Raw genomic sequence first — 24,667 nt, forward strand, 5'->3', positions numbered from 1 at the left:
CCTCATTTTCCAACTATGTTACGCACAATATATTCAATACGTTTAAGTATACCATATATTGGTGTATTTATCATTAAATTATGTGCTATATACTAGACTTCTCACCAATATTTTATATTATTCATCCTCTTCTTCATCTAGCAAATAATCTTTTGCCATCCATTTACGCGTGCCTGTAAAAGAAATGGTCACCCATTTTTCCGTTGGGTTACCGCCGATTTCTTGGTCAATTTCATTGCGAATAGCATCAATTTCAGCAATGGTTTGATATGGAAAACTTTTAGGAACTAAAATATCAATTTCAATGATTCGAGTATTGCCATATACTTGCACGCTCGTCACATAATCTTTAAAATTATACTTTTCCATAAATCGATCCATAATTTCTTGCACTTCATTATGCAATGAAGTTGGTGCCCATCCTAATATTTGTTTCATGGATGGCACAATGATACGAAATGCAGAGGGTATCATCTGTACCGCTAAAATAATTAATACAATAGGGTCAATATAAGTAGCCCATCTAGCATATTCAGTACTTTCTAGCATAGTAGCTACAACGAAACTAATCAAGATAGCCGCTTCTAACAAAGCATCGACATACCAGCTTACATTATCAAATTTAATCAAGTTAGACTGCAAACTTTTATTAATACGACGTACATAAAGATAGTAAGCAGTATCCGCAACAGTAAAGAATATAGCATAGAAAATAGCTGGCCCGAAGTCTACGTGACGTCCACCAGACAAAAGATCTGTAATCCCACTAGATAAGGCATAAATTACTATGAGAAGAATAAAAAAGCCCTCCACGGCGAGCACCAGAGGTTCAAATTGCCAAAAACCGAATTGGAATCGCTTACTCGTTTCTCTAGCAACTAACTTAGCTGTCATAAGCATCATAATCTTAATAACAACATCAACGAAGGAGAATACCCCATCTAACAACACTGCACTAGATCCCGTTACAATCCCCATTATCGTACCGCTCACAGCCACCAAAGCCATAAGCCCTACGGATTGCATCAGCAGTTTCTGTTCAATGGAGCGCCTTGCCCCTAATATATCCATTGAGCACACTCCTTTCTGACTTATATACATCTTTATTATACACTAATCATCGAAGTGTATAAAATGTATTACAAAAAGTCCACCGTATACCTTATGCACGGTGGACCTTCAATAATCACTAACATATGAACTTTTATTCTATTATATGATAGCTACATAGCCATCGGAGGCTCATCTAACAATTTACCGGCTACATATCTCCCAACAATATGGCGATCATCACCTATATATAGCCACCGTTCCAGACGTTCCTCTATACTCCGTTCATTCGGATCAAACAATTCATGATCATCGATAACAAGAGCATCAAATTCATAGCCGGTTTCAAAGCTACCTACGTCACCAAAGAATTGTCCGCCTCCCTTAGTCGCCATATAGAAAGCTTCCGGTAATGTAAGCGATGCATAGCTGGCATCCACCTCGGCCCACTTCATCTTTGACAAACCCACGGCTTCGGTCAAAACCTTAGCCATACTGATGTCATGGCCTCCTGAAATGTCTGATCCCAGTGCAATGGAAATACCATGATTCAATAATTTTCGTATAGGTGCAATGCCGCTGGACAAATTCACGTTAGAATACGGACAGTGTGCCACCATCGTCTTCGTTTCATGCATCCGCTCCATTTCTTCATCGCTCAGATGAATACAATGAGCCATGACCGTCGGCACTGTACCCATCAGACGATGTTCACAGTATACATCCGTATAACTGGAGGAATCCGGATGAAGTGAATGAACCCATTCAATCTCACCATGATTTTCAGATAAATGCGATTGAATTGGCACATTATACTCCACCGCTAAATCTCCGAGACCACTCATCAGGCGGCTCGTACAGGATGGCACAAAGCGAGGGGTTACAATAGGTCGTACGAGCGGTCCAAACTGTCGAGCCTCTTCAAGCCATACTCTCGTATCATGTAAGGACTGGTCCGTATCCTCAATCAGATAATCGGGACTGTTCCGATCCATATTAACCTTGCCTACAAAAGCGGATAGGCCGGCTTCTGAAAGCAACCTCATCAATAGCAATGTGCTTTCTTTATGAATAGTGCCAAATAAAATACTGCGCGTTGTACCGTAACGCCATAATTCGTTAACAAAAGCGCTATATACCGTCTTTGCGTAGTCTAAATCCGAAAACTTCGCCTCCTCCGGAAATGTATACGTTTCAAGCCAAGGCAGCAATTCTTTATCCATGCCAAGGCCTCGATTGCAAAATTGAGGCGCATGAGCATGGGTATCGACAAATCCGGGAATAATTAAATTATCCCCGTAGTCCTCAACCGGATACGACTCAAATTCGGAGGGAATACTTTCACCACAATATGCGATACGACCGTCACGCACAATCATATAGCCGTTTGGAATCACTGCAAACTCCGCTGGTCGTGATGTATAAATAATATTACCTTTTACTATATAAACGGAATTCATCGAATAATCTCCTCTTTTCAACAATACCGCTTAACCGTAATATACGTACGTCAACTACAATGAACTATAATTGCTCGATGCTACTCTCTCAACAATAAAAACACATATAACAATCCCGACTCTCACAGCTTATATAGCAAAATGTATGATGAAAGCAATGGTCATTACATACATAACAGGATGGATTTCCTTACGACGTCCTGTAATAAGTTTCACCAATGTATAAGAGATAAAACCGAAGGATAAACCTTGCGCAATACTGAAGGTAAGCGGCATAAGAAGAATCGTTAAAAATGCAGGCAACGCTTCCGTAAAATCACCGAAGTCGATATGTGTCACTTCACTCATCATAAATACACCTACGATAACGAGTACCGGAGCTGTTGCTTGAGCAGGTACCAATAAGAATAATGGCGCAAAAAACAGAGCGATTAAATATAATATACCCGTTACGCATGCCGTAAGACCCGTACGTCCACCATCGGCAACAGCGGCCGCACTTTCAATATAGGAAGTTACCGTAGACGTACCGATGATTGCACCGGCCGCGGCACCTATAGATGTACATAGTAATGCATGATTTAACCGTTTAAATTTACCGTCCGCATCAACGAGATTCGCTTTTCGCGTGACACCGATAAGCGTACCGATGTTATCAAACATATCTACAATTGTAATAGAGAAAATAATAGACAAAAATCCATATTTAATAGCACTCATCACATCCAATTGAGCAAATGTATCCACAGGAAATGGCGGCACCAAGTTGAAAATATCCGCACTAGTTTCAGGGACCTTTGTATAACCGAAAATCATGGCCGCAACAGTCGTGATAATCATACCCAACAACAAACCGCCCCTCACCTGCTTGGCTAAGAGCACACTGGTGATGAGCAAACCGGCCAATGTCAACAATACCGCAGGATCCTGCATATTGCCAAGTGTTACGAATGTGGCCTTATCCGCTACGATAATATGAGCATTTTTAAATCCGATAAAAGCAATAAAGAGACCTATACCGACACCAATAGATGTTTTAAGTACCTTGGGAATACCGTCGATGATAAGATTCAAAATACGCGTTATTGTCAAAACAATAAAGACAGCACCGGAAATAAATACGGCACCTAGTGCGGTCTGCCAGGTCAGTCCCATCGATCCGCATATGGTATAGGCGAAGAATGCGCTAAGTCCTAGTCCCGGAGCGACGATAACCGGAACGTTCGCTACTAAACCGATTAAAATTGTCGTAAATGCGGTCGTCAAAATAACTGCCGCAACCGTACTTTCATGAGGCATACCGGATGCAACCAGCAAATTCGGTATAACCGCTAAAATATATACGGAAGCGATGAACATAGTTATGCCCGCAAAAATCTCGGTACGCACATTCGTACCATGCTGAGACAGCTTGAAAAATTTATCAAGCCAGCACCGGTCCTGTCCGTGTCTCACACTCTCATTCGACATCGAATTCATCTTACTTACCTCCTAACTTAAAGAGAAGAAAATAAATAAAAACGACTACAAGAGCATCACAAAATAGCTCTTGTAGTCGTGAATATCGGTTCCCGCTAGAAAGCCTTGACCCATCATGTCAAGGGTATACAAGGTATAGTCTTACTATGAAATTATATATATCAATTGTATAAAATATGTACCGAACAAATATGTCTTAGTTTAAGTATAAAATTATTTTTATATACTGTCAATAATAAATAATAAATAATAAATAAACATCCTAACAATGCGCCTCCCTCAGGAGGCGCATCGTATAAAGACTATTTCCCGAGATTTCGTTCCAAATCAAATCGGTCCGATACAAAGCCGTACAAGGTCCAGCCCGCAAAGGTTACAATGGCACCATATGTCATTGCTTCAAGACCGGATGCATATAGCGCATATAAGCTATAAATGGAGCCAATGAAAGCGATAAAGGTTGTCCCCTTCAATTCGCCGCCACTGCGGCCCGTAGCTTTCATCAACACGATGATAGCCCCCATCGACAAGAGGTATGGAATGATATTCGTTACAACCGCTAAATTAACGAGCGTTTCAAACTGTTCACTCAAAGATGGACTGATTGTCATCAAGCTGAGGAAGGATTGAATGATTGTAATCGTTACCATACCAACTACAGGTGCATCTTTAGATGTAATCTTGCTGAATAATTTAGGGAAATATCCTTCGTCCGCAGCACCTTTAAATACATTGGCAATGGTAAACTGCCATCCGAGTAAAGATCCGAAACACGACATAACCATAAGACCCATAACGATTTTACCGGCTACACCGTTAAACATGGATGCAAAGGCCAAACCAAACGGTGCATTACTGTTAACGAGTTCATTTGCAGGAACAATACCAAAGATCATATTGGTGGATACGATATAAATAACTGCAACCCCTAATGTACCACCGAGAACTGCTTTCGGTACATTCTTTTCAGGATTATCTACGGCATCCGCATTTGCACAGGCGGACTCAAGGCCAAGAAATGCCCATAAAGTCATAGCGATGGAATTAGTTGCCGCTTCGCCGAACGGCATATTATTAACATTCCAGTTCGCCACATACATATCTGTTGAGAAATAAGCCCAACCGACTGTACTGATTACGATAACCGGTGCAATAACACCCCATACCGTAAAGCTGGATACACGTCCCGTGATGCTGGCACCACCGAAATTCAACGTCGTCGCCAACCACAATGTGACAATCGTATAAATACCGGTCAACAACGGAGTCAACGTAACATCTGCAAAGGTCGCCGCATAGCCTACGGCTGAAATAGCGATAGCAATATTGGCGATTAAAAGAGACACGCCATACGTATAATTCGCCATGAAGTTCCCCGCCTTGCCAAAGGAATATTCGGCATAACCGCCCATACCGCCGCCTTTACGACTGTACATACCGCACTTTGCAAAAGCATAGGCCAAACACATGGAACCTACAGCTGTAATCAGCCATGATACGATTGACAATGATCCTACCTGCGCCAATTTTGTAGGCAGCATGATAATACCTGAGCCCATCATATTTACAGCGGTCAAAATTGTAAGCTGCAATACGGACATCTTATTTTTGCCTGTACTCATAGTTACCTCCTTTTATCTTGTGTATTGTACCGCCGGAAAACCTCCGACGGTACACAGAGGAATTATTTTTCAAATTCTTTTTTCAACACATAACCGAATGCTTTCTTCGTTCCATCCGGCTGTTCCGTAATGTATACGCCTTGAATTTCCGGAGCAAATCCAGGTAATTTGTTGATGCCTTCTTCCAACGCCAAGAAGTAATCACAAGCAGTTTTTGACCAACATTCGCCCGGTTGTACGCACAATACCCCTGGAGGATAAGGAAGCGCACCTTCAAGAGCGATGCGCCCTTCCGCTTCGCTCAACGGTACAAGTTCACCTTTGCCGCGCTGGAATTCAAAATTAGCTTCCTGAGGATTCATAACATATTCCGGGAAGTAATCATATAAGAACAATCGTTGTTGCAAGATACTTACATTCCGGTCTTTATAGAAGTCATGCATTTCCTGACATAGCTGACGAATGTGATATCCCTTGTATTTATCCAAGTGGCTGTAATAAATGGACGGCAATACATCTTGCATAGGTGCATCAGCTTCAATCAATTGTTCAAATCGGACAAGTTGCGCCACTAAATCATCCATCTTCGTCTTTGTTTCCGCCGGTGTCATCAAGAACAGAATGGTATTCAAGTCACATTTTTCAGGAATGATTCCGTTTTCACGCAAGTAGTTTGCAAGAATATTGGCATGAATACCGAAATCTTCGTATTCACCCGTTTCCACATTAATACCCGGTGTAATCAATTGAAATTTACAAGGATCTATGAAATATTGACCTTTGCCATAGCCTTTAAAGGAATGCCATTTCGCATCCGGTTCAAATGCGAAGTAATCCACATCCTGTGCCATTTTCTTTGTGTCGCCGTCTTCCCACTTTTTACCATGTACAACCGGTGGTACTAACGGACGTAGATATTTACAGTGTTTCAATACGGCTTTACGAGCTTCGATAACCGTTTCCACACATTCAATCCATAATTTTTTACCCGCTTCGCCTTCATGCATTTTTGCATTTACGTCAAGGGCTGCAAACAACGGATAGAACGGTGATGTAGAGGCATGCATCATAAACGCATTATTCAAACGTTTATGATTTACATAGCGGTCTTGCCCCTTAATATGCTTATCCTTCTTATGAATCTGAGATGTCTGTGAGAAGCCCGCCTGCTGCTTATGAACGGATTGAGATACCAGGATACCAGGATCATCAGGACCAAGTTCCAAAAGCAACGGACTGCAGTCTTTCATCATAGGGATAAACTGTTCATAGCCGACCCAAGCGGAATCAAAGAAGATATAATCACAGAGATGTCCGATTTTATCGACTACCTGACGCGCATTATAAATGGTCCCGTCATACGTTCCCAATTGAATAACCGCCAACCGGATAGGCCGCTTTGCCTTTGCTTTCTTAGGATCTTTTTCAGCAATCAGCTTGCGAATATATTTTTCATCAAAGCAATGTTCTAAGATACCGCCGATGGACCCGAACGGATTACGTGCCGTTTCAAGATATACAGGTGTTGCGCCGGACATGACGAGCGACCCGTGACAAATCGATTTATGATTATTGCGATCGTATAAAACAATGTCCCCAGGAGTAAGTAATGCATTTAACACGACCTTATTAGAAGATGATGTTCCGTTCAATACAAAATATGTTTTGTCCGCATTATACACCTGTGCAGCATGTTGCTGAGCCTCAACTGCGGAACCTTCATGAATCAGAAGATCACCTAACTTAACGTCCGCATTACAAAGATCGGCGCGGAATACATTTTCTCCGAAGAAATCATAGAAAGCACGTCCTGCAGGATGCTTGCAGAAGAATTGCCCCCCTTGATGCCCCGGGCAGTCAAATTGAGAATTACCGTCCTCTACGTAATTTGCCAAGGCCTGGAAGAATGGCGGTAACATAGATGCTTCATATTTTGCAGCAGCCGCTTCAATCTGTCGTTTATATAAATCAAAATTTGTAGTTGATCCGTCGATAACACGTTCCACCTTACCGATAAAAGGAGAAATATCTACAGACTTATCAAACACAACCAAGAAAACCGGTATACCAAAGGATTGTACCAACTCATTTTCAAGTACATCTGTATCGGACTCGCTAATGACGATGGCCCCCACATCGGTAAAATCAGTTTGACTAAGCTCCACATTTGTACGCCCTTCCATAGAACCGAAGTAGAATTGCGCCTTATGAGAGAAAGCAATTTTTAAATGTTTCATGATGTGTTTCCTCCTAAATTATGTTAACAACGATAATTTAAAGAATATAACTTACACATAGGGTTGATTTATAAAATTTATTAATGAATTCACCTTTACTAAATACACCTCCTTGTTTTAAAGGTAATTCACGTATCTATATTTCTATCTTAACATCTGAATTTTTCATTTAAAAGTGTTTAATTATACACATATATCATAATTATACATTGTGCATGATTTAAATGTATAATCTATACTATTACAGGTATGTGTAAATTTAATCACATATATCTCTATAATATTGGAAAATCAACGATAAATACTATATATCCATGTTCTTTTATTTCATCACAAAGTAAATCAAAATTTTTTATGTATATCATAATGTAATCATAGATAATCCGTACACCATTTTTATATTATATATCTAATCACACTTCATATATTTATTAATCAACATTATAAGAGTTGATAAAAGCCCGTATCAAAGTGTTTGATACGGGCTTTATATCGATTTTTTTTGTATGCTAAACAGCAAAAAGCTCACCACCATACACGGTAGTGAGCTTTAGAATTAATCTTCTTCAGCTTCAAAATGCTTAGGAGCTTCTGGTTTCATCAATGGGAACAATAATACATCTCGAATAGATGCAGAGTCTGTTAAGAACATAACAAGACGGTCGATACCAACACCAAGACCAGCTGTTGGAGGTAAACCGTATTCAAGAGCTGTAACGAAGTCTTCATCCATGCGGTGAGCTTCATCATCGCCCGCTTCACGTTCTTTTAATTGATCCAAGAAACGTTGTTTTTGGTCGATTGGATCATTTAACTCGGAGAAGCCATTTGCCAATTCACGACCATAGATGAAAGCTTCAAAACGTTCTGTAGCCAATGGATTTTCACGACTTGCTTTAGCAAGTGGAGAAATCTCTTTAGGATGACCATATACGATAGTTGGCTGAATCAAGTTTTCTTCTACATAATCTTCGAAGCAAAGATTTAAGATTTTACCAATACCATCATTTTCTGTGTATTCTACATTTAAGCGATCAGCAATAGCACGAGCTTCTTCTATAGTTGTGACTGCATCAAAATCTTCACCAGTGTATTTTTTTACACCTTCAGCCATTGTGATACGATTCCAAGGAGGAGTCAAATTAATTTCTGTACCTTGGTATGTAATTTCTTGTGTACCAAGTACTTCTTGAGCACAGTAGGACACAAGATTTTCTGTTAAGCGAATGGCATCCTCTACATCGCCATAGGCTTGGTACGATTCGATAGTAGTAAACTCTGGATTATGACGATTATCGATACCTTCGTTACGGAAGCAACGGTTCATTTCGAACACGCGGTCCATACCACCAACGATTAAACGTTTGAGGTACAATTCTGGTGCAATACGCATATAAATATCGATATCAAGCGCATTATGGTGAGTGATGAATGGACGTGCAGCAGCACCACCAGGGATAGCATGCATCATCGGTGTTTCCACTTCCATGAAGCCATCACGCATCATGTATTCACGAATTTTAGCAACGATTTGAGAGCGTTTTACAAATGTATCACGTACTTCAGGATTTACAATCAAATCAACATAACGTTGACGGTAACGAAGTTCTGTATCCTTTAATCCATGCCATTTTTCTGGTAATGGACGTAAAGACTTAGATAACAATGTTAATTTGTTAACTTTAATGGTAACTTCACCTGTATGAGTTTTAAATACGTGACCTTCTACGCCGATGATATCACCTATATCAAGCATTTTAACGTATTTATAAGCCTCTTCGCCCAAAACATCTTTACGGAAGTATACTTGAATATCACCAGATTTATCACGAATATTCGCAAATGCCGTTTTACCATGGGAACGGATTGTCATCAAACGACCTGCAATAACTACAGGCTGGCCATCATATTTCAAGAAGAAGTCTTCTTTAATATCTTTTGCGTAATCTTTTACGACAAAACGTTGTCCAAATGGGTAAATACCATCAGCTTCATATTCGGCTAATTTATCGCGGCGAATTTGCATTTGCTCATTCAGCTCTTCTTGTATATTTTTAATTTCTTCACTCATGTTATCGCCTCTTTGTCGGTAATTGTAAATTATTGGATTGCTAACACTTTGAATGTTACAGGACCATCTGGTGTGGAAACCTCTACTTCATCGCCCTTACGTTTTCCCAAAATAGCTTTACCTACAGGAGATTCATTAGAGATACGATTGTTAAATGGATCCGCTTCAGAGGAACCAACGATAACATATTCCAATTCATCGTTGTACATAGTGTCAAGTACAGTAACTTTACTACCTACAGATACAACGTCACCTTTTACAGATTCATCGATGATCTTCGCAGTGTTAATCTTATTCTCTAACTCTACAATATGACCTTCAATAAAAGCTTGTTCATTTTTTGCATCATCATATTCAGAGTTTTCACTGATATCGCCATATTCAATAGCAGTTTTAATACGTTCAGATACTTCAATACGGCGTACAGATTTATAGTACGCTAATTCTTCTTCTAACTTCTTTAAACCTTCGGCGGTGAGTAATGTTTCTTTTACGTCTGCCATGGGTACCCCACTCTTTCTACATATAAATAATAAGAAAAAGTGTCATAATAAGATGACACCTTATCTCTTGTTTCTAAATTATCTCAATCATTATATAAAAATACTATTTATTTGTCAATCTGACTACCCTTCGGACAGTATTTTGCGATATGATTCTAGCTCATTGTGAAAGCTCGTTACAGTATGAATTGTATTCACTCGATTGCGCCAATATGCAGATTCCGGAAGTCCCTTCATATACCAGCCCGCATGAGTGCGTATCTCCTTAACGGCCATACTTTCACCTTTGTATTGGCATAACAAGTCAAAATGCTTTAATAACATATCTAGACGCTCTATATCGGTCGGAGCCGGCAATACTTCACCAGTGGCTAAATAATGATGAATACGACCAAAGATCCAAGGATTCCCCTGTGCACCACGGCCTACCATTACAGCATCACAACCGGTTTCATCAAGCATTTGCTTAGCATCTTCAGGATTCACAATATCACCATTGCCAAGTACGGGTACAGATACCGCTTCTTTCACAGCCTTAATATAAAACCAGTCCGCATGTCCACTATACATTTGCTCCTTTGTACGCCCATGTACGGCTATAGCAGCCACACCTGTAGACTCAATGCGTTTTGCAAAATCCACAACATTAATAGAGTCACTATCCCAACCGATACGCATTTTTACAGTAACAGGTACATCAACAGCCTCAACAGCGGCTTCTGCAACACGCGCCGCTAGATCAGGATTTTTCATAAGTGCCGAACCATCGCCAGAGGTAACTACCTTTTTTACAGGACAGCCCATGTTTATATCTACAATATCGGCACCCGCATCGGCCACAACCTTAGCCCCCAAAGCGATTGCTTCTGGATTAGAGCCAAAAATTTGCATGGATACAGGACGTTCTGCCTCTTCAATGCGCAATAATTCATGAGTACGTTCATTCTTATATTTAATACCCATAGCACTGACCATTTCGGTACATACCAAGGCTGCACCTTGTTCTTTGGCCAGTAGTCGATACGCAATATCGCTAACCCCTGCCATAGGCGCTAATATGGCTTGACCATCAATTTTGACAGCCCCAATTTGCCACTGTTTATTATTCATATAATTCTATTTCCCTTAATAAAAAAGGTACAGCATAAGCTGTACCCGAATGTACACTACTTCGTTACCTATACGTAACTATATTATAGTAGCATTATTTATTTCTTTCGTAAATAAGGCGTAAGCCTTCTAATGTAAGCATAGGTTCTACATGGTCAATGCAGTCTGTAGCACTGCTAATAAGCTGTGCCAAACCACCTGTAGCCACTACAGTTACATGATTCCCCATTTCCGCTTTCATACGAGACACGAGGCCTTCTACTTGACCTACATAACCGTAGAACATACCAGATTGCATAGAGGACACCGTATTTCGACAAATGACTTGCCCCGGGTCTCTCACATCGATACGAGGTAGTTTGGCCGCCCGTTGGAATAAAGCCTCTGCAGAAATTGTTACCCCTGGAGTAATAACCCCGCCCATATAATCGCCATTACCTTGTACCGCACAATAAGTTGTAGCCGTACCAAAATCGATGATAATTAAATCGCCCTTATAAAGCTCATGTGCTGCTACAGCATTTACAATACGGTCAGCCCCTACTTCACGAGGATTATCATACTTAATAGCGATGCCAGTTTTAGTACCTGGACCTACAATAAGAGGATTTACATTAAAGTAGCGCAAACACACGCGCTCTAATGTAGGCATTAATGGTGGTACAACCGAGGAAATAATGATAGCATTAATATCTTTTACATCAACCTTACGGTCGTGAAAGAATAAGTTCATCATCAGCATGCCATATTCATCGGTGGTACGGACCCGATCTGTGGAAATACGCCAGTGACCCACAAGTTCTGTCTTGTCGTATACACCGAGAACAATATTGGTGTTTCCCACATCAATTACTAATAACATTAATGCCTCCTATTTACGCGGACGAATTGATACGTCCCCTGCCACAATACGTTTAATTGTCCCATCTGAGATTCTTACTAATAAATTACCATCTTCATCAATATCTGTAGCCACCCCTTCATAGGTATTGCCAGGAGCACGCACTTCAATTTCTTCACCGAGAGTAACAGATAATTGCCGCCATTCATTAAGGGTTTCGTCAAAGCCACTATCGAGCACTTCATAATATTGATGTTCTAATTCTTCTAATATAAGTCTAAATGCTTCTGTGCGCTCAATATCAATATCTTCCATCGCAAGGGATGTAGCAATTAATTTTAACTCTTCTGGTAGTTCTTCTTGTTTTGTTTTTACGTTGACCCCAATGCCCATTACAATATGAGAAATTTCTTCCATAGAACCAGACATTTCTGTCAAAATACCTACTAGCTTACGACCATTCACAAGAATATCATTAGGCCACTTTATCCCCGCATCAGTGAGCCCCATCTTATGAAAGGCCTTTGTTAAAGCCACTGCAGCCATCAAAGTACACTTTGGAGCCTCTACAGGTGGAAAATCAGGACGTAAAATCAAGCTAAACCACAAGCCTTTGCCAAATGGAGAATACCAACCGCGAGATAAACGCCCACGACCAGCAGCCTGTTCCTCAGTAACCACAACCGTACCTTCTTCTGCACCTTGTTGAGCTAAACGACGAGCTTCTAAGTTCGTAGACTCCGTGGTATCCATATAAACATATCGTTTACCAAATACATCTGTTTTTAAGATTTGTTTCATTGCCAAGGGGCTCAACAAATCAGGTTCTTCCAATAATCGATACCCTCTCTTGGTATAAGATTCAATTTTGTAGCCTTTTTGACGTAACGCCTTGATATGTTTCCAAATAGCTGTGCGCGAAACATGGCAGGCTTCGGACATATCTTGTCCCGATACGAAACTACCTTGGTTTTGTCTCAAGAATTCTAGCACTTCATCACGCATAGTTTAGAGCCCCTTTCTTTGTCAACCTAGGTTTACAATTCGATTGTACAAGTGTACCTTGTAAAATGCAAGGATTATTTAAAATAATTAATGTTATAATGTATATAGTATAAAGGTATACATAAAAAAATAGATAACAATAATGCTATCTATTATCCTTCGGAGAGATATATGAAACAGTTTACATTAGAAGAGAAAAATCAAGTTTTAGAGAACCCTTTTATCCATATTCATCGAAAACTGGATGTACTACTCAATATAGGGAAGTTACTAATGGAATGTGGGGCAAATACAAATCGAATCATTGAGGAAATGCTAAAAGCCGCAACATTTATGGGAATTCCTCATGATTACTTAAATATCCATATTTCATATACCACTATTATGGTCAATCTATTACACAAAGAACGATCCATAACAGTCTTCAGAAAAACACCGGTTCATATTCCGAATATGGCTATGATCAATGCCGTATCAAAGCTCACATGGCGCGCCTTTGAGCGACATTACTCACTAACGACCTATGAACGACTAATTGCCAAACTGGATACAACTATACCAACGTATCCAAACTGGATAAAAGGACTAGCTTGTGCACTAGGTTCGGCAGGTCTTGCATACCTTTACAGTGGCGATATTATCGCATTCATCGTTACCATCATATGTTCTAGTATTGGTTATTTTACGCGCACCCTATCAGGCAGATTAGGGCTTAATGAATATGTAGGAATCGCATTAGGCGGATTTGGTGCCATGATATCGGCTTACGCTTTTTATAGTCATGTAAATAATGAATCCTTACTATATGTACTCGTTTGCTGTACCTTGTTCATGATTCCTGGGGTACCATTGATCAATTGTGTCATCGATATCATTAATAATCATATTTTATCGGGTATGACACGCGCTATTAGAACATTACTCATCGTGGGTAGCATGACTTTAGGTATGGCCATGGCACTCTACTTTAGCCCTGCACCAGCATTTAATTTTGTTGATATTAAACCTCATGTTATTTCCATTGAGCAAGTTATCGGTTCTTTTACAGCTGCAGCTGCTTTTGCGGTACTTTTTAATGCTCCTGTCAGACTATTAGTATCCATTGGTATTGGTGGCGTACTATGTGTATGTATTCGCAATATACTATCCGTAGAATTAGGATTTTCTACACCAGGTGCTACCTTTATTGGTGCTGCCATTATGAGTATTATTTTTGTAAAAGTTTCTACTTGGTTAAAAACATCTAGCACTATCATTATCGTGCCGTCTGCCATCGCATTAATGCCCGGTATACTGTACTACCGATTTCTCTTCGACATGTTACACATCAATGCATTAAATGATGCTAGTCTAATCCTTATGATACAAAATGGTGTAACTGGCACATTTACAACTATAGCTATAGCAATCGGTGTAGCTATACCAAATGTTTTGGCACAAAAATATTTGCAAAAACTAAAAGAACAACGCATGACAGAACTTCTTGCCACACGTCATATAAACGATGGACAGTAAAAAAGAGCTAGCCTTCTAAAAAGGCTAGCTCTTTTTCATTTGGACAAAATCCATTATTTAATTTCATTAGATGATGCTTCACTAGGATCTGCTACAGTACTAGTTATTTCTTTAGCATCAACACTCTCTGGTACTACGCTACCTTCTACTTCAGAAGCTACTTTAGGCTCCTCAGCTTCAGGTTCTTTTGTTGTACCATATTTGTAAAGATTATCTACCGCTTTCGCATCGATTGTTTCCTCTTCTAACAAAGCATTTGCCATGTCATGTAAGAATTTTTCATTATCGCTAAGAAGTTTTGTTACATCTTTATAAGCTTCTTCTACGATACGATGAATTTCAGAGTCGATTTTCGCAGCGATTTCTTCACTATAGTTGCGCTCATGACCTAGGTTTTTTCCTAAGAAGATTTGTTCTTGTTGTTCACCAAACACGATAGGACCAAGCTCATCGCTCATCCCCCAACGCGTTACCATAGCGCGAGCAGTATTAGTTACACTTTGAAGGTCCCCAGAAGCGCCTGTACTGATTTCATCTAAAATCAAGGCTTCTGCAATTCGACCACCAAGAGCAACTCGAATATCTGCTAATAATTGAGATTTTGTTTTGTAGTTTTGTTCCTCAGTAGGAAGCATCATAGTGTAGCCACCAGCTGCACCACGAGGAATAATCGTTACTTTATGAACAGGATCTGCATGAGGCAATAGATGTGCTACGATAGCATGACCAGATTCATGGTATGCTGTTAATTTACGATCCTTATCGCTCACAATATGACTGCGGCGTTCAGGTCCCATGCTAACTTTTTCACTGGCTTCTTCAACTTCAGCCATAGTAATTACTTTTTTGTTAAGACGAGCCGCCAAAAGAGCTGCTTCATTTAACAAATTGCTCAAGTCTGCACCAGTAAAGCCTGGAGTTTTCTTCGCAATTATTTTCAAGTCTACATCATCAGCCAAAGGCTTATTACAAGCATGAACTTTCAAAATTGCTTCACGGCCGCGTAGGTCTGGACGACCTACAATAACTTGACGGTCAAAACGACCTGGACGTAAAAGTGCGGGATCTAGAATATCTGGGCGGTTTGTTGCAGCAATAGTAATAATACCTTCGTTGGCACCAAAGCCATCCATTTCAACAAGCAATTGGTTTAATGTTTGTTCACGTTCATCGTGACCACCACCAAGGCCGGCACCACGTTGGCGACCAACCGCATCAATTTCGTCTATAAAGATGATACATGGGGCGTTCTTTTTTGCTTGTGTGAAAAGATCACGCACACGAGAAGCACCAACACCAACAAACATTTCTACAAAGTCAGAACCAGAAATCGTAAAGAATGGTACACCTGCTTCACCAGCAACGGCTTTAGCAAGTAATGTTTTACCTGTACCTGGAGGTCCTGCTAATAATACACCTTTCGGAATTTTAGCCCCGATAGTAGTGAACTTGCCTGGATCCTTCAAGAATTCTACTACTTCTTCTAATTCTTGTTTTGCTTCTTCAGCGCCAGCTACATCTTTAAAGCTAACCTTTACATTGCCTTCACCCATCAATTTAGCACGGCTTTTACCAAAGTTCATCACTCGGCCACCGCCACCTTGCGTTTGTTGCATGATGAAGAAGAACAATACAACCAAAATAATAATTGGAATAGCAGAACCTAACAAGCTCATCCACCAAGCTGGTTGCTCAGGTGGAGCTGCAGTAATTTCTACGCCATTATCTTGTAAAGTTTTGATTAACGTTTCATCAGTTGGCGCATAAGAATTGAATTCTGTTCCATTTTTTAGTTTACCTTTAATACCATGATCATTGGTAATCGTTACGGACTCAACCTTTTTCTGTTGTACTTGTTGAATAAATCCTGTATAACTGAGTTCAGATTTATTCGCACTTTGACCAGAGAAAGCGTCAATGGCGATAACGAAAGCGGCAATGATAAGTAAATAAAGGACGATATTTTTTGTAAATCGACCCAAAATATTACCCCTTTCAATAATAGTTTAGTGGCATAAACGAATTGAGTACATCTCATTGAGAGATGCACTCATATATTATATCATATTTTTAATTTTGATACATTTCTTCCTTTAAAATACCGATATAAGGTAAGTGACGATATTTTTCTGCATAGTCTAAACCATAGCCGATAACAAAGTAGTCAGGGATGACAAAGCCCACATAGTCTACTTCTACATCCATTTTACGGCGTTCAGGCTTATTCAACAACGCTGCAAGGCGTACACTTTTAGCTCCACGAGCATGTAAATTTTCTAGCAAGTAATGTAATGTTGTACCCGTATCTACAATATCTTCTACAACGAGTACATGCTTTCCTTCTACAGAGCGATCCAAATCTTTTAAAATTCGAACTACCCCTGTACTAGTTGTACCGCTGCCATAGCTAGAGCAAGAAATAAAATCGAAGCTTACATCCACATTCTCATCGATAGAGCGAGCTAAATCTGTAAAGAAAACGATAGCACCTTTCAATACACCTACGAGAACTACGGATTCCCCTTTATAGTCAGCACTGATTTGACGACCTAATTCAGCCACACGAGCCTTTAATTGTTCCTCTGTATATAAAATATCTTTTGCATCTTGATGCATCTATATGACCTCCGCGATTCATATTAATGTTTGCAATATACCTTTATTGTATCACATTGAGCACTTACTTTTATACTTTTAATATTGAAAGTTTTCCCTTCCCCAGTGTTAACAATGTCGAGTAATTGCTCTTGATGAGCAGTGGTAAGCTTGATTTCAGGATCAAAGATGCTCACCAGTCTTTGCCACAATCGACGTTGGATAGCCAACGGCTTCTTACGTAACCCCCTACGAGATATAAACGCGCCCTCATCAGAGATAGTTACTAACTCATTAAATGCCGTATCCGTTAATTGGGAGATAAGTATTACATCTTCACGTACAGAATTCCCTAGTCTTACGACAGTATTAACAACGTTAGGATTAATAGTTTCTAACTCAGGTATAATGCGATGACGAATTCTATTTCTTTGATATCGCACATCCTCATTTGTCCTATCTACACAGTAAGAAATATCTTTTTCTTTCAAATATAAAAGTAGTTCTTCTTTTGTGACATCTAACAGAGGTCTTACTACTGGAATACTATAATCATTACTAACAACGGCCATGCCTGTCAAACCATTAAGTCCAGTCCCTCTAATGAGATGTGCTAAGATTGACTCGGCTTGGTCATCTTTATGATGAGCTACTGCAATATAGTCATACCCCTCAGACTGTGCTATATCGGTTAGCCATTGATACCGAACTTGGCGGCCTATAGTTTCCTCTGATAGCTTTTGAGCTTGACTCAATTTAGGCACGTCAAAAGTCGCCGTATAAAATGGCAGTCCTAGTGCTTCCACTTGATTTCGTAACCATAGAACCTCATCCTTACTTTCAGGACGAATACAATGATCTACGATGGCAACTCCAAGCTCATATACTGTATGGCGATGTGTAGCAATATCTTGCAATAAATGTAATAAAGCCATCGAATCAGGACCACCAGAACAAGCTACCAAGATACGACAATTCTCAGGAAATATATCATGTAATTTTAAAGTGTGATTAACGGTTCGAATGAGTGCTTTCACATTCACAGGCCATCGCCTCCATACCATCTTGGTCGCTCACAAATACATGAGAGACCTCATAAGAATCCATAAAGGACGTTAAAATCTCCGCACCAGCAACGATAATGTCGGCACGACCTGCCGGTAAACCTTTCACTTGTAATCTCTCATCGCGGCTCATATAGCGCAATTTCATAATGATACCTTCTACAGTTTCACGGCTCAATTTATGACCTTGCACCTTTGTACCATCATAGTGGTCTAAGCCTAAATCAATAGCAGCCAAGGTTGTTAGAGTGCCACCAATACCGATAAATTCACCAAATTCACCTTCGATCATCATCGGGTCCCAGAGAAATCGTGTTTCCTCCCATACTCGTTGAGGCCCTTCATCAGACATAGATTGAAGTCGTACAGCCCCCACAGGATAGGAACGGCTCCAGTACACTCCATTTTTGTTACCTAATGCAAGCTCTGTACTACCTCCACCAATATCGATGGTCGTATAATGACGTCCATCCTTTAATTGATCTCCTAACGCACCATTAAAACCATAAATAGCCTCTTCAGCACCAGATAAAATTCGCCACTCCATGGGACAGTATTCATTAATACGTTCCATAAATGCAAGTCCATTAGCCGCTTCACGAACAGCACTCGTAGCAAAACCAAAGTAATACTCAGCACCATATTGGCTTGCTATTTTTTTTATATCTGTAAAAGCTTGATAGGATGCTTCCATGGATTCAGCTCGCAAGGTACCATCTGCATTTCGTTGACCTAAACGAGTAGTCCACAACTGCTTAGGCTCATAACGCCACTCGTTATTCTCATAGGTAGCCAATAATAAGCGCACCGAATTAGAGCCAATATCGATAATTGCTAACTTCATAATCGCTCCTTACATATAAATAGATTTCTCCTAATACTATTATAGCGTTAATACTCTATACATAAGTAAAGAGATGGCTAGATGCCATCTCTCACTATTAATCTCGACGACCACCTCGGCCTCCGCGTTTTCCTTCGGTATTGCGTTTTAAATCGTGTAATCGTTCATTACTATCGCGCAAGAATGATTTCATCTTCGCTTCGAAAGACTCTATACTTTGTTTCGATTGAACACGATGAGGACGTTTTTCTTCGTCCATACCCTCTTTAGGTTGTGTTTGACGAATCGAAAGGCCAATTTTATTACCATCAATGGATAAAACCTTAACCTTTACCGGATCCTCAACCTTTAAAAGAGTATTAATATCTTCGACATACCCATGAGCTACTTCAGAAATATGAACTAACCCTGTTTGTTTTTCTCCTAAATCAACAAATACGCCGAATTTTGTAATACCTGATACGGTACCATCAATAATGTTACCAACTTCGATTGCCATGCAACCTCCTAATTAATGCGGAAACCTTAAACTACAAACTGATGAAAAGAAAAAATAATAGAATACACTCTATTTTACATATGGTACTTCACCAGGTTTTACCAATCCTAGCTCCTCACGAGCAACCCCTTCTATGGTCTTTGGATCTTGTAACCTGGCCTTTTCCTGTTCTAACTCTTCATTTCGCTGCTGTAACTCTTGCAATTGTTGCTCTATATGTTGTTTTTCTTGATATACAGCCACCAAGCGATAAGCCTGCCCTAACAGTAACAGCACCATAATCCCTATGCCAATTCGCTTGATCCACATGAGGATAATACGCTGATCCTGTGCTTTGCGATTAGGACGAACCCGTTTGCGCGGCCTTTTTGGGCGTTGTACATCCATAGTGTCCTGAGTCATAATGTCCCCCAAATATTCATCATCTGTATACTGTCATTTTTAGATTATACCACATAACAGAGCTTAGGACTAAAGAAAATTACAGATATTTCTCATTAAGAACAATAATATAAATCCGTATAAATTTAAAACTTCATACGCAATTGTAGTTTTCTATACACAAAAGTAAACATCCACTTACATAGACTCAGCCTTTGCAACATGTTCACGAATGACAGCACAAGAAGTTTTAAATAAGGCTAGCTCTTCATTGGTTAGTTGCAGTTCAAAAACATCTTCGATACCATCTTTACCAATAACAGCAGGAGTAGATGCAAATATTCCTTCTTCTCCATATTGTCCATCTAAATAACAGGAGCAAGGCAATACCTTCTTTTCATCATGGAATACGGCGCGAATCAATTCTGTGGTAGCACTAGCAATCCCAAACTCCGTAGAGCCTTTACCAGCTAGTACATGATAGCCACCAATTTTAACATCATCTAGTACTTTTGTATGGTCAAGTTTAGGAAATCTATGAGGTAGCTCTCGATATAATTCTAAAAGTGGTTTACCTTGTATACAGACATGGGACCACGGCACCATGGCACTACCTCCATGTTCACCTAAACAGTAGGCCGTAATAGAGCGATTACTAATAGTAAAGATATGAGCTAATTCTTTTTGTAATCTAGCTGAGTCTAGAGCGGTTCCCGTTGAAATAATACGCTTAGGATTCCACTCAAGATGTTTACATAAATAGGTAGCTACTACATCAGCAGGATTAGAAATTGAAATGATGAAACCTTGAAAAGAAGACTGCTTAATACGTGGAATAACGTCTTTTAGTACAGCCACTGTTTCACCAAGGCTCTCAAGGCGATCCTGATACAAATTCGGCAAAGGCCCCGCACTAAAAACGAGGATATCACAATCTCCACATTCTTCAATAGGACCTGATGTAGCAGTTACTTGATGTGGAATATAGCTAACGGCATCATTAATATCCATAGCTTGCGCCTGAGCTTTTTTCTCGTCAATATCCATCAAATATAATTCATCAACCTCACCTTGCAAGGCTAAAGAAAATGCCACATGAGAGCCTACATGGCCAGTGCCAATAATACCTACCTTACGTAACTTCATAAGAGCCTCCATACCTTAGCATAAAACGATAGCATATCCTCAAATGCCAATTATTTAAATCACGTATATCTGTATATGATTTATCTTAATAGAATCATAACTCATTTAAATTCATCTCATCCAAATTGAGTGGGAACAAATCTTTTCCTTCCATCGCTTGAGGAGATTTTTCTAAATATTGTTTACGCATGGACCATAAAATATCCAAATCTGTAGGATCCAATTTTGATAATGCATATATCATAGTAAAGTCAGAACCATAGTGCCCACGTAAGCTATCAGGTACACCCTTAGAGCCTTCACCACTAATGCGGTTATTAAAGAACCCTTGGATACGACGATTACCTAAATCTATAATAATAAAACCTGATCCATCATACACATATAATGTATGATTAACACGTTTTAATGCACGTACTGTATTCGTAATAAAATACTGGTCCTTCAAATCAATGAGGGACGACTCATAACCAGAATGGTAAAAGTCACCATAATAATGGGCCCCTCCATCAGTAGACTCCAACAAGCCTTTAAATTCTTTTTGCTCTTCAGCACTGAAATCGGATAAAGATTTTAGCTTTGTTATATTCCGTAAACCTCGTTGGTAATCATCCGATTTAGTTGGCTCTATATGTTGCCCCCTAAAGGTTATTGGCATTAAACGAAGTGCATTATCAGATAAATTATAAATCCCTAGTCCTTCATAACCTAAGAAATACACTTGTGATCCACTGGTCTTCATCGCTAATATTCGTTTTGAAATAATGGCATCACTAGAATTAACCAGTGTATGCGCTTCTGGATCAATACGTACTGTTTTACTATCATAATTTGCCCCTACAGCAAGCCAGTAAGATATGCCCATTATAATAAGTGCCAGTACAAATAATCCAATACGTTTTATATTCATCTACGCTCTCCATGACTCCCCAATCATAAAACGTAAAAGCATGCGTACAATATGTATCGTGTTTACAATGTATCTAACATTAGCTTATATACGATTCTAGCTTATACCTCCAATTGAGATAATCGGTCGGCAACCTTAACCCCTTTATATGTGAAAGTTGGTAACAGCTGAGATAGCGGTTCTAGTACAAAATTACGATTCCAAAAATGAGGATGCGGTATCACAAGACTTTCATCACACAGAGAAATCATTTTCCCCTCTGTATCGTACACTAAAATAATATCCAAATCTAATGTGCGAGGGCCCCAATGAATCAATCGTTTTCGTCCAGCCGCCTGCTCTAATTGCTGAATAAGGCTGAGCATTTGATGTGGTTCTAAAGTGCTTTCACAAGACCATACGCCATTAACAAAGATATCTTGTTCCGTATATCCCCACGGCTCAGTTTCAATCAGAGAAGAAGTGACTAGCTTAGAAATTTCCCCATGTTGTTGTAAGGATTGAAAAGCAGAATTAATGTGGTCTCTCTTGTCCCCTATATTCGAGCCTACACCGATGTAATAGGTATACATCAAATTTGTCCTCTTGTAGTGATAACCTCAACATAATCCAAAATACCTGAAATCGGTACAGATGGTTTACGCACCGTTACAGAGAGACCTACAATACCTTGATAATGTTGGTACAAGGAATCGGCGATAAGCGTCCCTAATCGTTCTAAAAGATTGTAGTTTTCACCAGTCATAATCGCTTCTACAATTTCATATACCTCTACATAATTGATTGAGTCCTCTAATTGATCACTTTGACCGGCCTTTGTAAGATCAGTTATTATTTCTACATCTACAAAAAATCGTTGTCCTTGTTCTTGCTCAGATGCCAAATTTCCGTGGTATCCGTAGAATGCCATATTTTTTAAAACGATTCTATCCATTATTCACCTCGTAACAAGCCGTCTGCTACTGCTAAGGCGCGTTTGTGCATTTTCACATTGTGAACACGCACCATATCAACACCTTGGAATACACCTGTAATACAAGCTGCTACCGTACCTTCATCGCGATCTGCTGGAGGCAATCCGCCTAACATAGATCCGATGAAACGCTTGCGGCTCGGCGCAAGTAAAACAGGATATTCATAAGCGGTTAACTCACCCAAGCGTTGCACAACTTCAATATTTTGTTCTTCAGTTTTACCAAAGCCAATACCTGGATCAAGCCAGATTTGTTGTGGCGTTACCCCCTCTTTCAACGCTTTATCGATAGCACAGAAGAAGAACGCTTTCATATCTTCAATGATATCACCATAATTTGTATCATTACTATTATGCATGATGATAACAGGTACCTTATATTTAGCCACCACCGCGGCCATGTCAGGATCATAATGTAATCCCCATACATCATTTAAAATATGTGCCCCTTTAGAGAAAGCATATTCTGCAGTTTTAGCATGATATGTGTCAATAGATACAGGCACTGTAGAGGCCTGTAAGACAGGCTCTATTAATAGAGATAAGCGTTCTATTTCCTCGTCTGCGGTCAAAGGTGTAGAACCAGGGCGTGTAGATTCAACGCCTAAATCGATAATATCTGCACCATCTTCAATCATTTGTTTTACATGCGCTGCTGCTGTTTCTGGTGTGTTGAATTGACCTCCATCAGAGAAGGAATCAGGTGTACCATTCAGTATCCCCATAATAAGGGTTCGATCGCACAAAGACAAACTTTTGCCATCATTCCATGTATAATTTCTACGTTTAAACATTTACCTGTCCTCCGCCTAACATTGCCAACGCTTCATCTCTTAATGTGCCCTTTTCGGCTAATACGCCTCGGCTTTCTAATGTAATAACCTTTGAATCTTGCTGCATGGTACCTTTGATGAGCATACACAACTGAGTCGATGTAATGCGTACAAATACGCCATGAGCAAATAAATCATTCATAATCGCATCAGCTAATTCGGATGCTAATCGCTCTTGTAATTGCGGTCTACGGCTGAGGATATTCACGATATCTTGAAACTTACTAAGTCCTGCCACACATCCATCCTTAGGTTGGTACACGATATCTACGGTACCAAAAAAAGGCAATAAATGATGCTCACACATGGAGTAAAACGGAATCCCTGTAACTGCTACGAGACCTTTATAGTCTGTACTAAAAGTCTCTCCCCATGCAGCTTTCGTATCTAATCCTACACCGCTGAATAATTCACTATATAATTCTGTTACACGACTTGGTGTCTTCTCTAATTCTGGTGCCTCTGTATCAACAGATAAAGCCTCTAAGAATTGCTTTATCCCGTCCTTTGCACGTTGATTCATCGGTCC

The 24,667-nt window shown here is 39.8% G+C and carries 23 protein-coding genes and 1 riboswitch; of the genes, 1 reads left to right on the top strand and 22 read right to left on the bottom strand.

Annotation, left to right across the window (positions count from 1 at the left end; all coding sequences use genetic code 11):
- Positions 1-117: 117 nt before the first annotated feature.
- From E7B10_RS08100 to E7B10_RS08145, 10 genes are all read right to left on the bottom strand, one after another.
- Positions 118-1,071, bottom strand: coding sequence for a cation diffusion facilitator family transporter (locus E7B10_RS08100; RefSeq protein WP_021147868.1), 954 nt, complete (start codon positions 1,069-1,071; stop codon positions 118-120).
- Between the two features lie 152 nt (positions 1,072-1,223).
- Positions 1,224-2,510, bottom strand: coding sequence for a guanine deaminase (guaD, locus tag E7B10_RS08105; protein ID WP_021147867.1), 1,287 nt, complete (start codon positions 2,508-2,510; stop codon positions 1,224-1,226).
- A 129-nt stretch (positions 2,511-2,639) separates the two neighbouring features.
- Entirely contained in the window at positions 2,640-3,989 is a 1,350-nt protein-coding gene (locus tag E7B10_RS08110; protein ID WP_024060965.1) for an NCS2 family permease, read from the bottom strand.
- Between the two features lie 53 nt (positions 3,990-4,042).
- Positions 4,043-4,141: riboswitch (purine riboswitch) on the bottom strand.
- Positions 4,142-4,291: 150 nt separating this feature from the next.
- Positions 4,292-5,611, bottom strand: a complete 1,320-nt coding sequence (gene potE / locus E7B10_RS08115; protein ID WP_021147865.1) for a putrescine-ornithine antiporter — start codon at positions 5,609-5,611, stop codon at positions 4,292-4,294.
- Positions 5,612-5,673: 62 nt separating this feature from the next.
- Entirely contained in the window at positions 5,674-7,848 is a 2,175-nt protein-coding gene (locus E7B10_RS08120) for an ornithine decarboxylase (RefSeq protein WP_021147864.1), read from the bottom strand.
- 556 nt (positions 7,849-8,404) lie between these two features.
- Entirely contained in the window at positions 8,405-9,919 is a 1,515-nt protein-coding gene (gene lysS / locus E7B10_RS08125; protein WP_021147863.1) for a lysine--tRNA ligase, read from the bottom strand.
- 29 nt (positions 9,920-9,948) lie between these two features.
- On the bottom strand, positions 9,949-10,422 hold the full coding sequence (greA, locus tag E7B10_RS08130) for a transcription elongation factor GreA (protein ID WP_004695428.1): 474 nt from the start codon (positions 10,420-10,422) through the stop codon (positions 9,949-9,951).
- A 123-nt stretch (positions 10,423-10,545) separates the two neighbouring features.
- Positions 10,546-11,532, bottom strand: coding sequence for a tRNA dihydrouridine synthase DusB (gene dusB, locus E7B10_RS08135; protein ID WP_021147862.1), 987 nt, complete (start codon positions 11,530-11,532; stop codon positions 10,546-10,548).
- A gap of 94 nt (positions 11,533-11,626) precedes the next feature.
- Positions 11,627-12,394, bottom strand: a complete 768-nt coding sequence (locus E7B10_RS08140; RefSeq protein ID WP_004695423.1) for a type III pantothenate kinase — start codon at positions 12,392-12,394, stop codon at positions 11,627-11,629.
- Between the two features lie 9 nt (positions 12,395-12,403).
- Entirely contained in the window at positions 12,404-13,378 is a 975-nt protein-coding gene (locus E7B10_RS08145; RefSeq protein ID WP_008715815.1) for a biotin--[acetyl-CoA-carboxylase] ligase, read from the bottom strand.
- A gap of 171 nt (positions 13,379-13,549) precedes the next feature.
- Between E7B10_RS08145 and E7B10_RS08150 the strand changes: the two genes are divergently transcribed.
- Positions 13,550-14,893 carry a threonine/serine exporter ThrE family protein gene (locus tag E7B10_RS08150; RefSeq protein ID WP_004695419.1) on the top strand — a complete coding sequence of 448 codons (1,344 nt, stop codon included), beginning with the start codon at positions 13,550-13,552 and terminating at the stop codon, positions 14,891-14,893.
- Positions 14,894-14,946: 53 nt separating this feature from the next.
- Here E7B10_RS08150 and ftsH read toward each other — a convergent pair whose 3' ends face one another.
- The 12 genes from ftsH to folE all read right to left on the bottom strand — a co-directional run bounded on the left by ftsH (position 14,947) and on the right by folE (position 24,661).
- Complete coding sequence (gene ftsH, locus E7B10_RS08155) at positions 14,947-16,875, bottom strand: ATP-dependent zinc metalloprotease FtsH (RefSeq protein ID WP_316055565.1); 1,929 nt, start codon at positions 16,873-16,875, stop codon at positions 14,947-14,949.
- Between the two features lie 88 nt (positions 16,876-16,963).
- Positions 16,964-17,509 carry a hypoxanthine phosphoribosyltransferase gene (hpt, locus tag E7B10_RS08160; RefSeq protein ID WP_287507789.1) on the bottom strand — a complete coding sequence of 182 codons (546 nt, stop codon included), beginning with the start codon at positions 17,507-17,509 and terminating at the stop codon, positions 16,964-16,966.
- Positions 17,510-17,532: 23 nt separating this feature from the next.
- The gene (tilS, locus tag E7B10_RS08165) at positions 17,533-18,531 is read right to left on the bottom strand and encodes a tRNA lysidine(34) synthetase TilS (protein WP_316055566.1); all 999 of its coding nucleotides are present in this window, start codon (positions 18,529-18,531) and stop codon (positions 17,533-17,535) included.
- A complete protein-coding gene (locus E7B10_RS08170; RefSeq protein WP_316055567.1) occupies positions 18,500-19,396 on the bottom strand; it encodes a phosphatase in 897 nt (298 codons plus the stop codon). The genes tilS and E7B10_RS08170 overlap by 32 nt, the downstream gene beginning before the upstream one ends.
- Positions 19,397-19,493: 97 nt before the next feature.
- A complete protein-coding gene (locus E7B10_RS08175) occupies positions 19,494-19,895 on the bottom strand; it encodes a S1 RNA-binding domain-containing protein (protein WP_012864039.1) in 402 nt (133 codons plus the stop codon).
- Positions 19,896-19,964: 69 nt separating this feature from the next.
- Positions 19,965-20,297 (bottom strand): septum formation initiator family protein, encoded by a 333-nt coding sequence (locus tag E7B10_RS08180; RefSeq protein WP_004698500.1) that lies wholly within the window; start codon positions 20,295-20,297, stop codon positions 19,965-19,967.
- Between the two features lie 177 nt (positions 20,298-20,474).
- Positions 20,475-21,422, bottom strand: coding sequence for an L-lactate dehydrogenase (locus tag E7B10_RS08185; protein WP_316055568.1), 948 nt, complete (start codon positions 21,420-21,422; stop codon positions 20,475-20,477).
- 94 nt (positions 21,423-21,516) lie between these two features.
- Positions 21,517-22,332 carry a hypothetical protein gene (locus E7B10_RS08190; RefSeq protein ID WP_004695404.1) on the bottom strand — a complete coding sequence of 272 codons (816 nt, stop codon included), beginning with the start codon at positions 22,330-22,332 and terminating at the stop codon, positions 21,517-21,519.
- A 101-nt stretch (positions 22,333-22,433) separates the two neighbouring features.
- Positions 22,434-22,904: a 2-amino-4-hydroxy-6-hydroxymethyldihydropteridine diphosphokinase gene (gene folK, locus E7B10_RS08195; RefSeq protein WP_316055569.1), complete on the bottom strand. Its 471-nt coding sequence runs from the start codon at positions 22,902-22,904 to the stop codon at positions 22,434-22,436.
- Positions 22,904-23,266: a dihydroneopterin aldolase gene (gene folB, locus E7B10_RS08200; RefSeq protein ID WP_058948500.1), complete on the bottom strand. Its 363-nt coding sequence runs from the start codon at positions 23,264-23,266 to the stop codon at positions 22,904-22,906. Before folB ends, folK begins: the two co-directional genes overlap by 1 nt.
- The gene (gene folP / locus E7B10_RS08205; RefSeq protein ID WP_316055570.1) at positions 23,266-24,099 is read right to left on the bottom strand and encodes a dihydropteroate synthase; all 834 of its coding nucleotides are present in this window, start codon (positions 24,097-24,099) and stop codon (positions 23,266-23,268) included. Before folP ends, folB begins: the two co-directional genes overlap by 1 nt.
- A complete protein-coding gene (gene folE / locus E7B10_RS08210) occupies positions 24,092-24,661 on the bottom strand; it encodes a GTP cyclohydrolase I (protein ID WP_004698508.1) in 570 nt (189 codons plus the stop codon). The genes folP and folE overlap by 8 nt, the downstream gene beginning before the upstream one ends.
- Between the last annotated feature and the right edge of the window lie 6 nt (positions 24,662-24,667).

This window comes from Veillonella sp. (assembly GCF_032470285.1).
In the GTDB taxonomy this organism is placed as follows: Bacteria; Bacillota; Negativicutes; order Veillonellales; family Veillonellaceae; genus Veillonella.

Coding starts and splice junctions, on each gene's coding strand:
- E7B10_RS08140 (WP_004695423.1), bottom strand. CDS start 12,394: ATGTTATTAGTAATTGATGTGGGAAACACCAATATTGTTCTCGGTGTA.
- folE (WP_004698508.1), bottom strand. CDS start 24,661: ATGAATCAACGTGCAAAGGACGGGATAAAGCAATTCTTAGAGGCTTTA.
- E7B10_RS08145 (WP_008715815.1), bottom strand. CDS start 13,378: ATGCGTGATGAAGTGCTAGAATTCTTGAGACAAAACCAAGGTAGTTTC.
- E7B10_RS08120 (WP_021147864.1), bottom strand. CDS start 7,848: ATGAAACATTTAAAAATTGCTTTCTCTCATAAGGCGCAATTCTACTTC.
- potE (WP_021147865.1), bottom strand. CDS start 5,611: ATGAGTACAGGCAAAAATAAGATGTCCGTATTGCAGCTTACAATTTTG.
- E7B10_RS08190 (WP_004695404.1), bottom strand. CDS start 22,332: ATGAATATAAAACGTATTGGATTATTTGTACTGGCACTTATTATAATG.
- folK (WP_316055569.1), bottom strand. CDS start 22,904: ATGTATACCTATTACATCGGTGTAGGCTCGAATATAGGGGACAAGAGA.
- E7B10_RS08180 (WP_004698500.1), bottom strand. CDS start 20,297: ATGACTCAGGACACTATGGATGTACAACGCCCAAAAAGGCCGCGCAAA.
- E7B10_RS08150 (WP_004695419.1), top strand. CDS start 13,550: ATGAAACAGTTTACATTAGAAGAGAAAAATCAAGTTTTAGAGAACCCT.
- E7B10_RS08170 (WP_316055567.1), bottom strand. CDS start 19,396: ATGAAGTTAGCAATTATCGATATTGGCTCTAATTCGGTGCGCTTATTA.
- folP (WP_316055570.1), bottom strand. CDS start 24,099: ATGTTTAAACGTAGAAATTATACATGGAATGATGGCAAAAGTTTGTCT.
- E7B10_RS08175 (WP_012864039.1), bottom strand. CDS start 19,895: ATGGCAATCGAAGTTGGTAACATTATTGATGGTACCGTATCAGGTATT.
- lysS (WP_021147863.1), bottom strand. CDS start 9,919: ATGAGTGAAGAAATTAAAAATATACAAGAAGAGCTGAATGAGCAAATG.
- hpt (WP_287507789.1), bottom strand. CDS start 17,509: ATGCATCAAGATGCAAAAGATATTTTATATACAGAGGAACAATTAAAG.
- dusB (WP_021147862.1), bottom strand. CDS start 11,532: ATGAATAATAAACAGTGGCAAATTGGGGCTGTCAAAATTGATGGTCAA.
- E7B10_RS08110 (WP_024060965.1), bottom strand. CDS start 3,989: ATGAATTCGATGTCGAATGAGAGTGTGAGACACGGACAGGACCGGTGC.
- E7B10_RS08185 (WP_316055568.1), bottom strand. CDS start 21,422: ATGAAGTTACGTAAGGTAGGTATTATTGGCACTGGCCATGTAGGCTCT.
- guaD (WP_021147867.1), bottom strand. CDS start 2,510: ATGAATTCCGTTTATATAGTAAAAGGTAATATTATTTATACATCACGA.
- folB (WP_058948500.1), bottom strand. CDS start 23,266: ATGGATAGAATCGTTTTAAAAAATATGGCATTCTACGGATACCACGGA.
- greA (WP_004695428.1), bottom strand. CDS start 10,422: ATGGCAGACGTAAAAGAAACATTACTCACCGCCGAAGGTTTAAAGAAG.
- E7B10_RS08100 (WP_021147868.1), bottom strand. CDS start 1,071: ATGGATATATTAGGGGCAAGGCGCTCCATTGAACAGAAACTGCTGATG.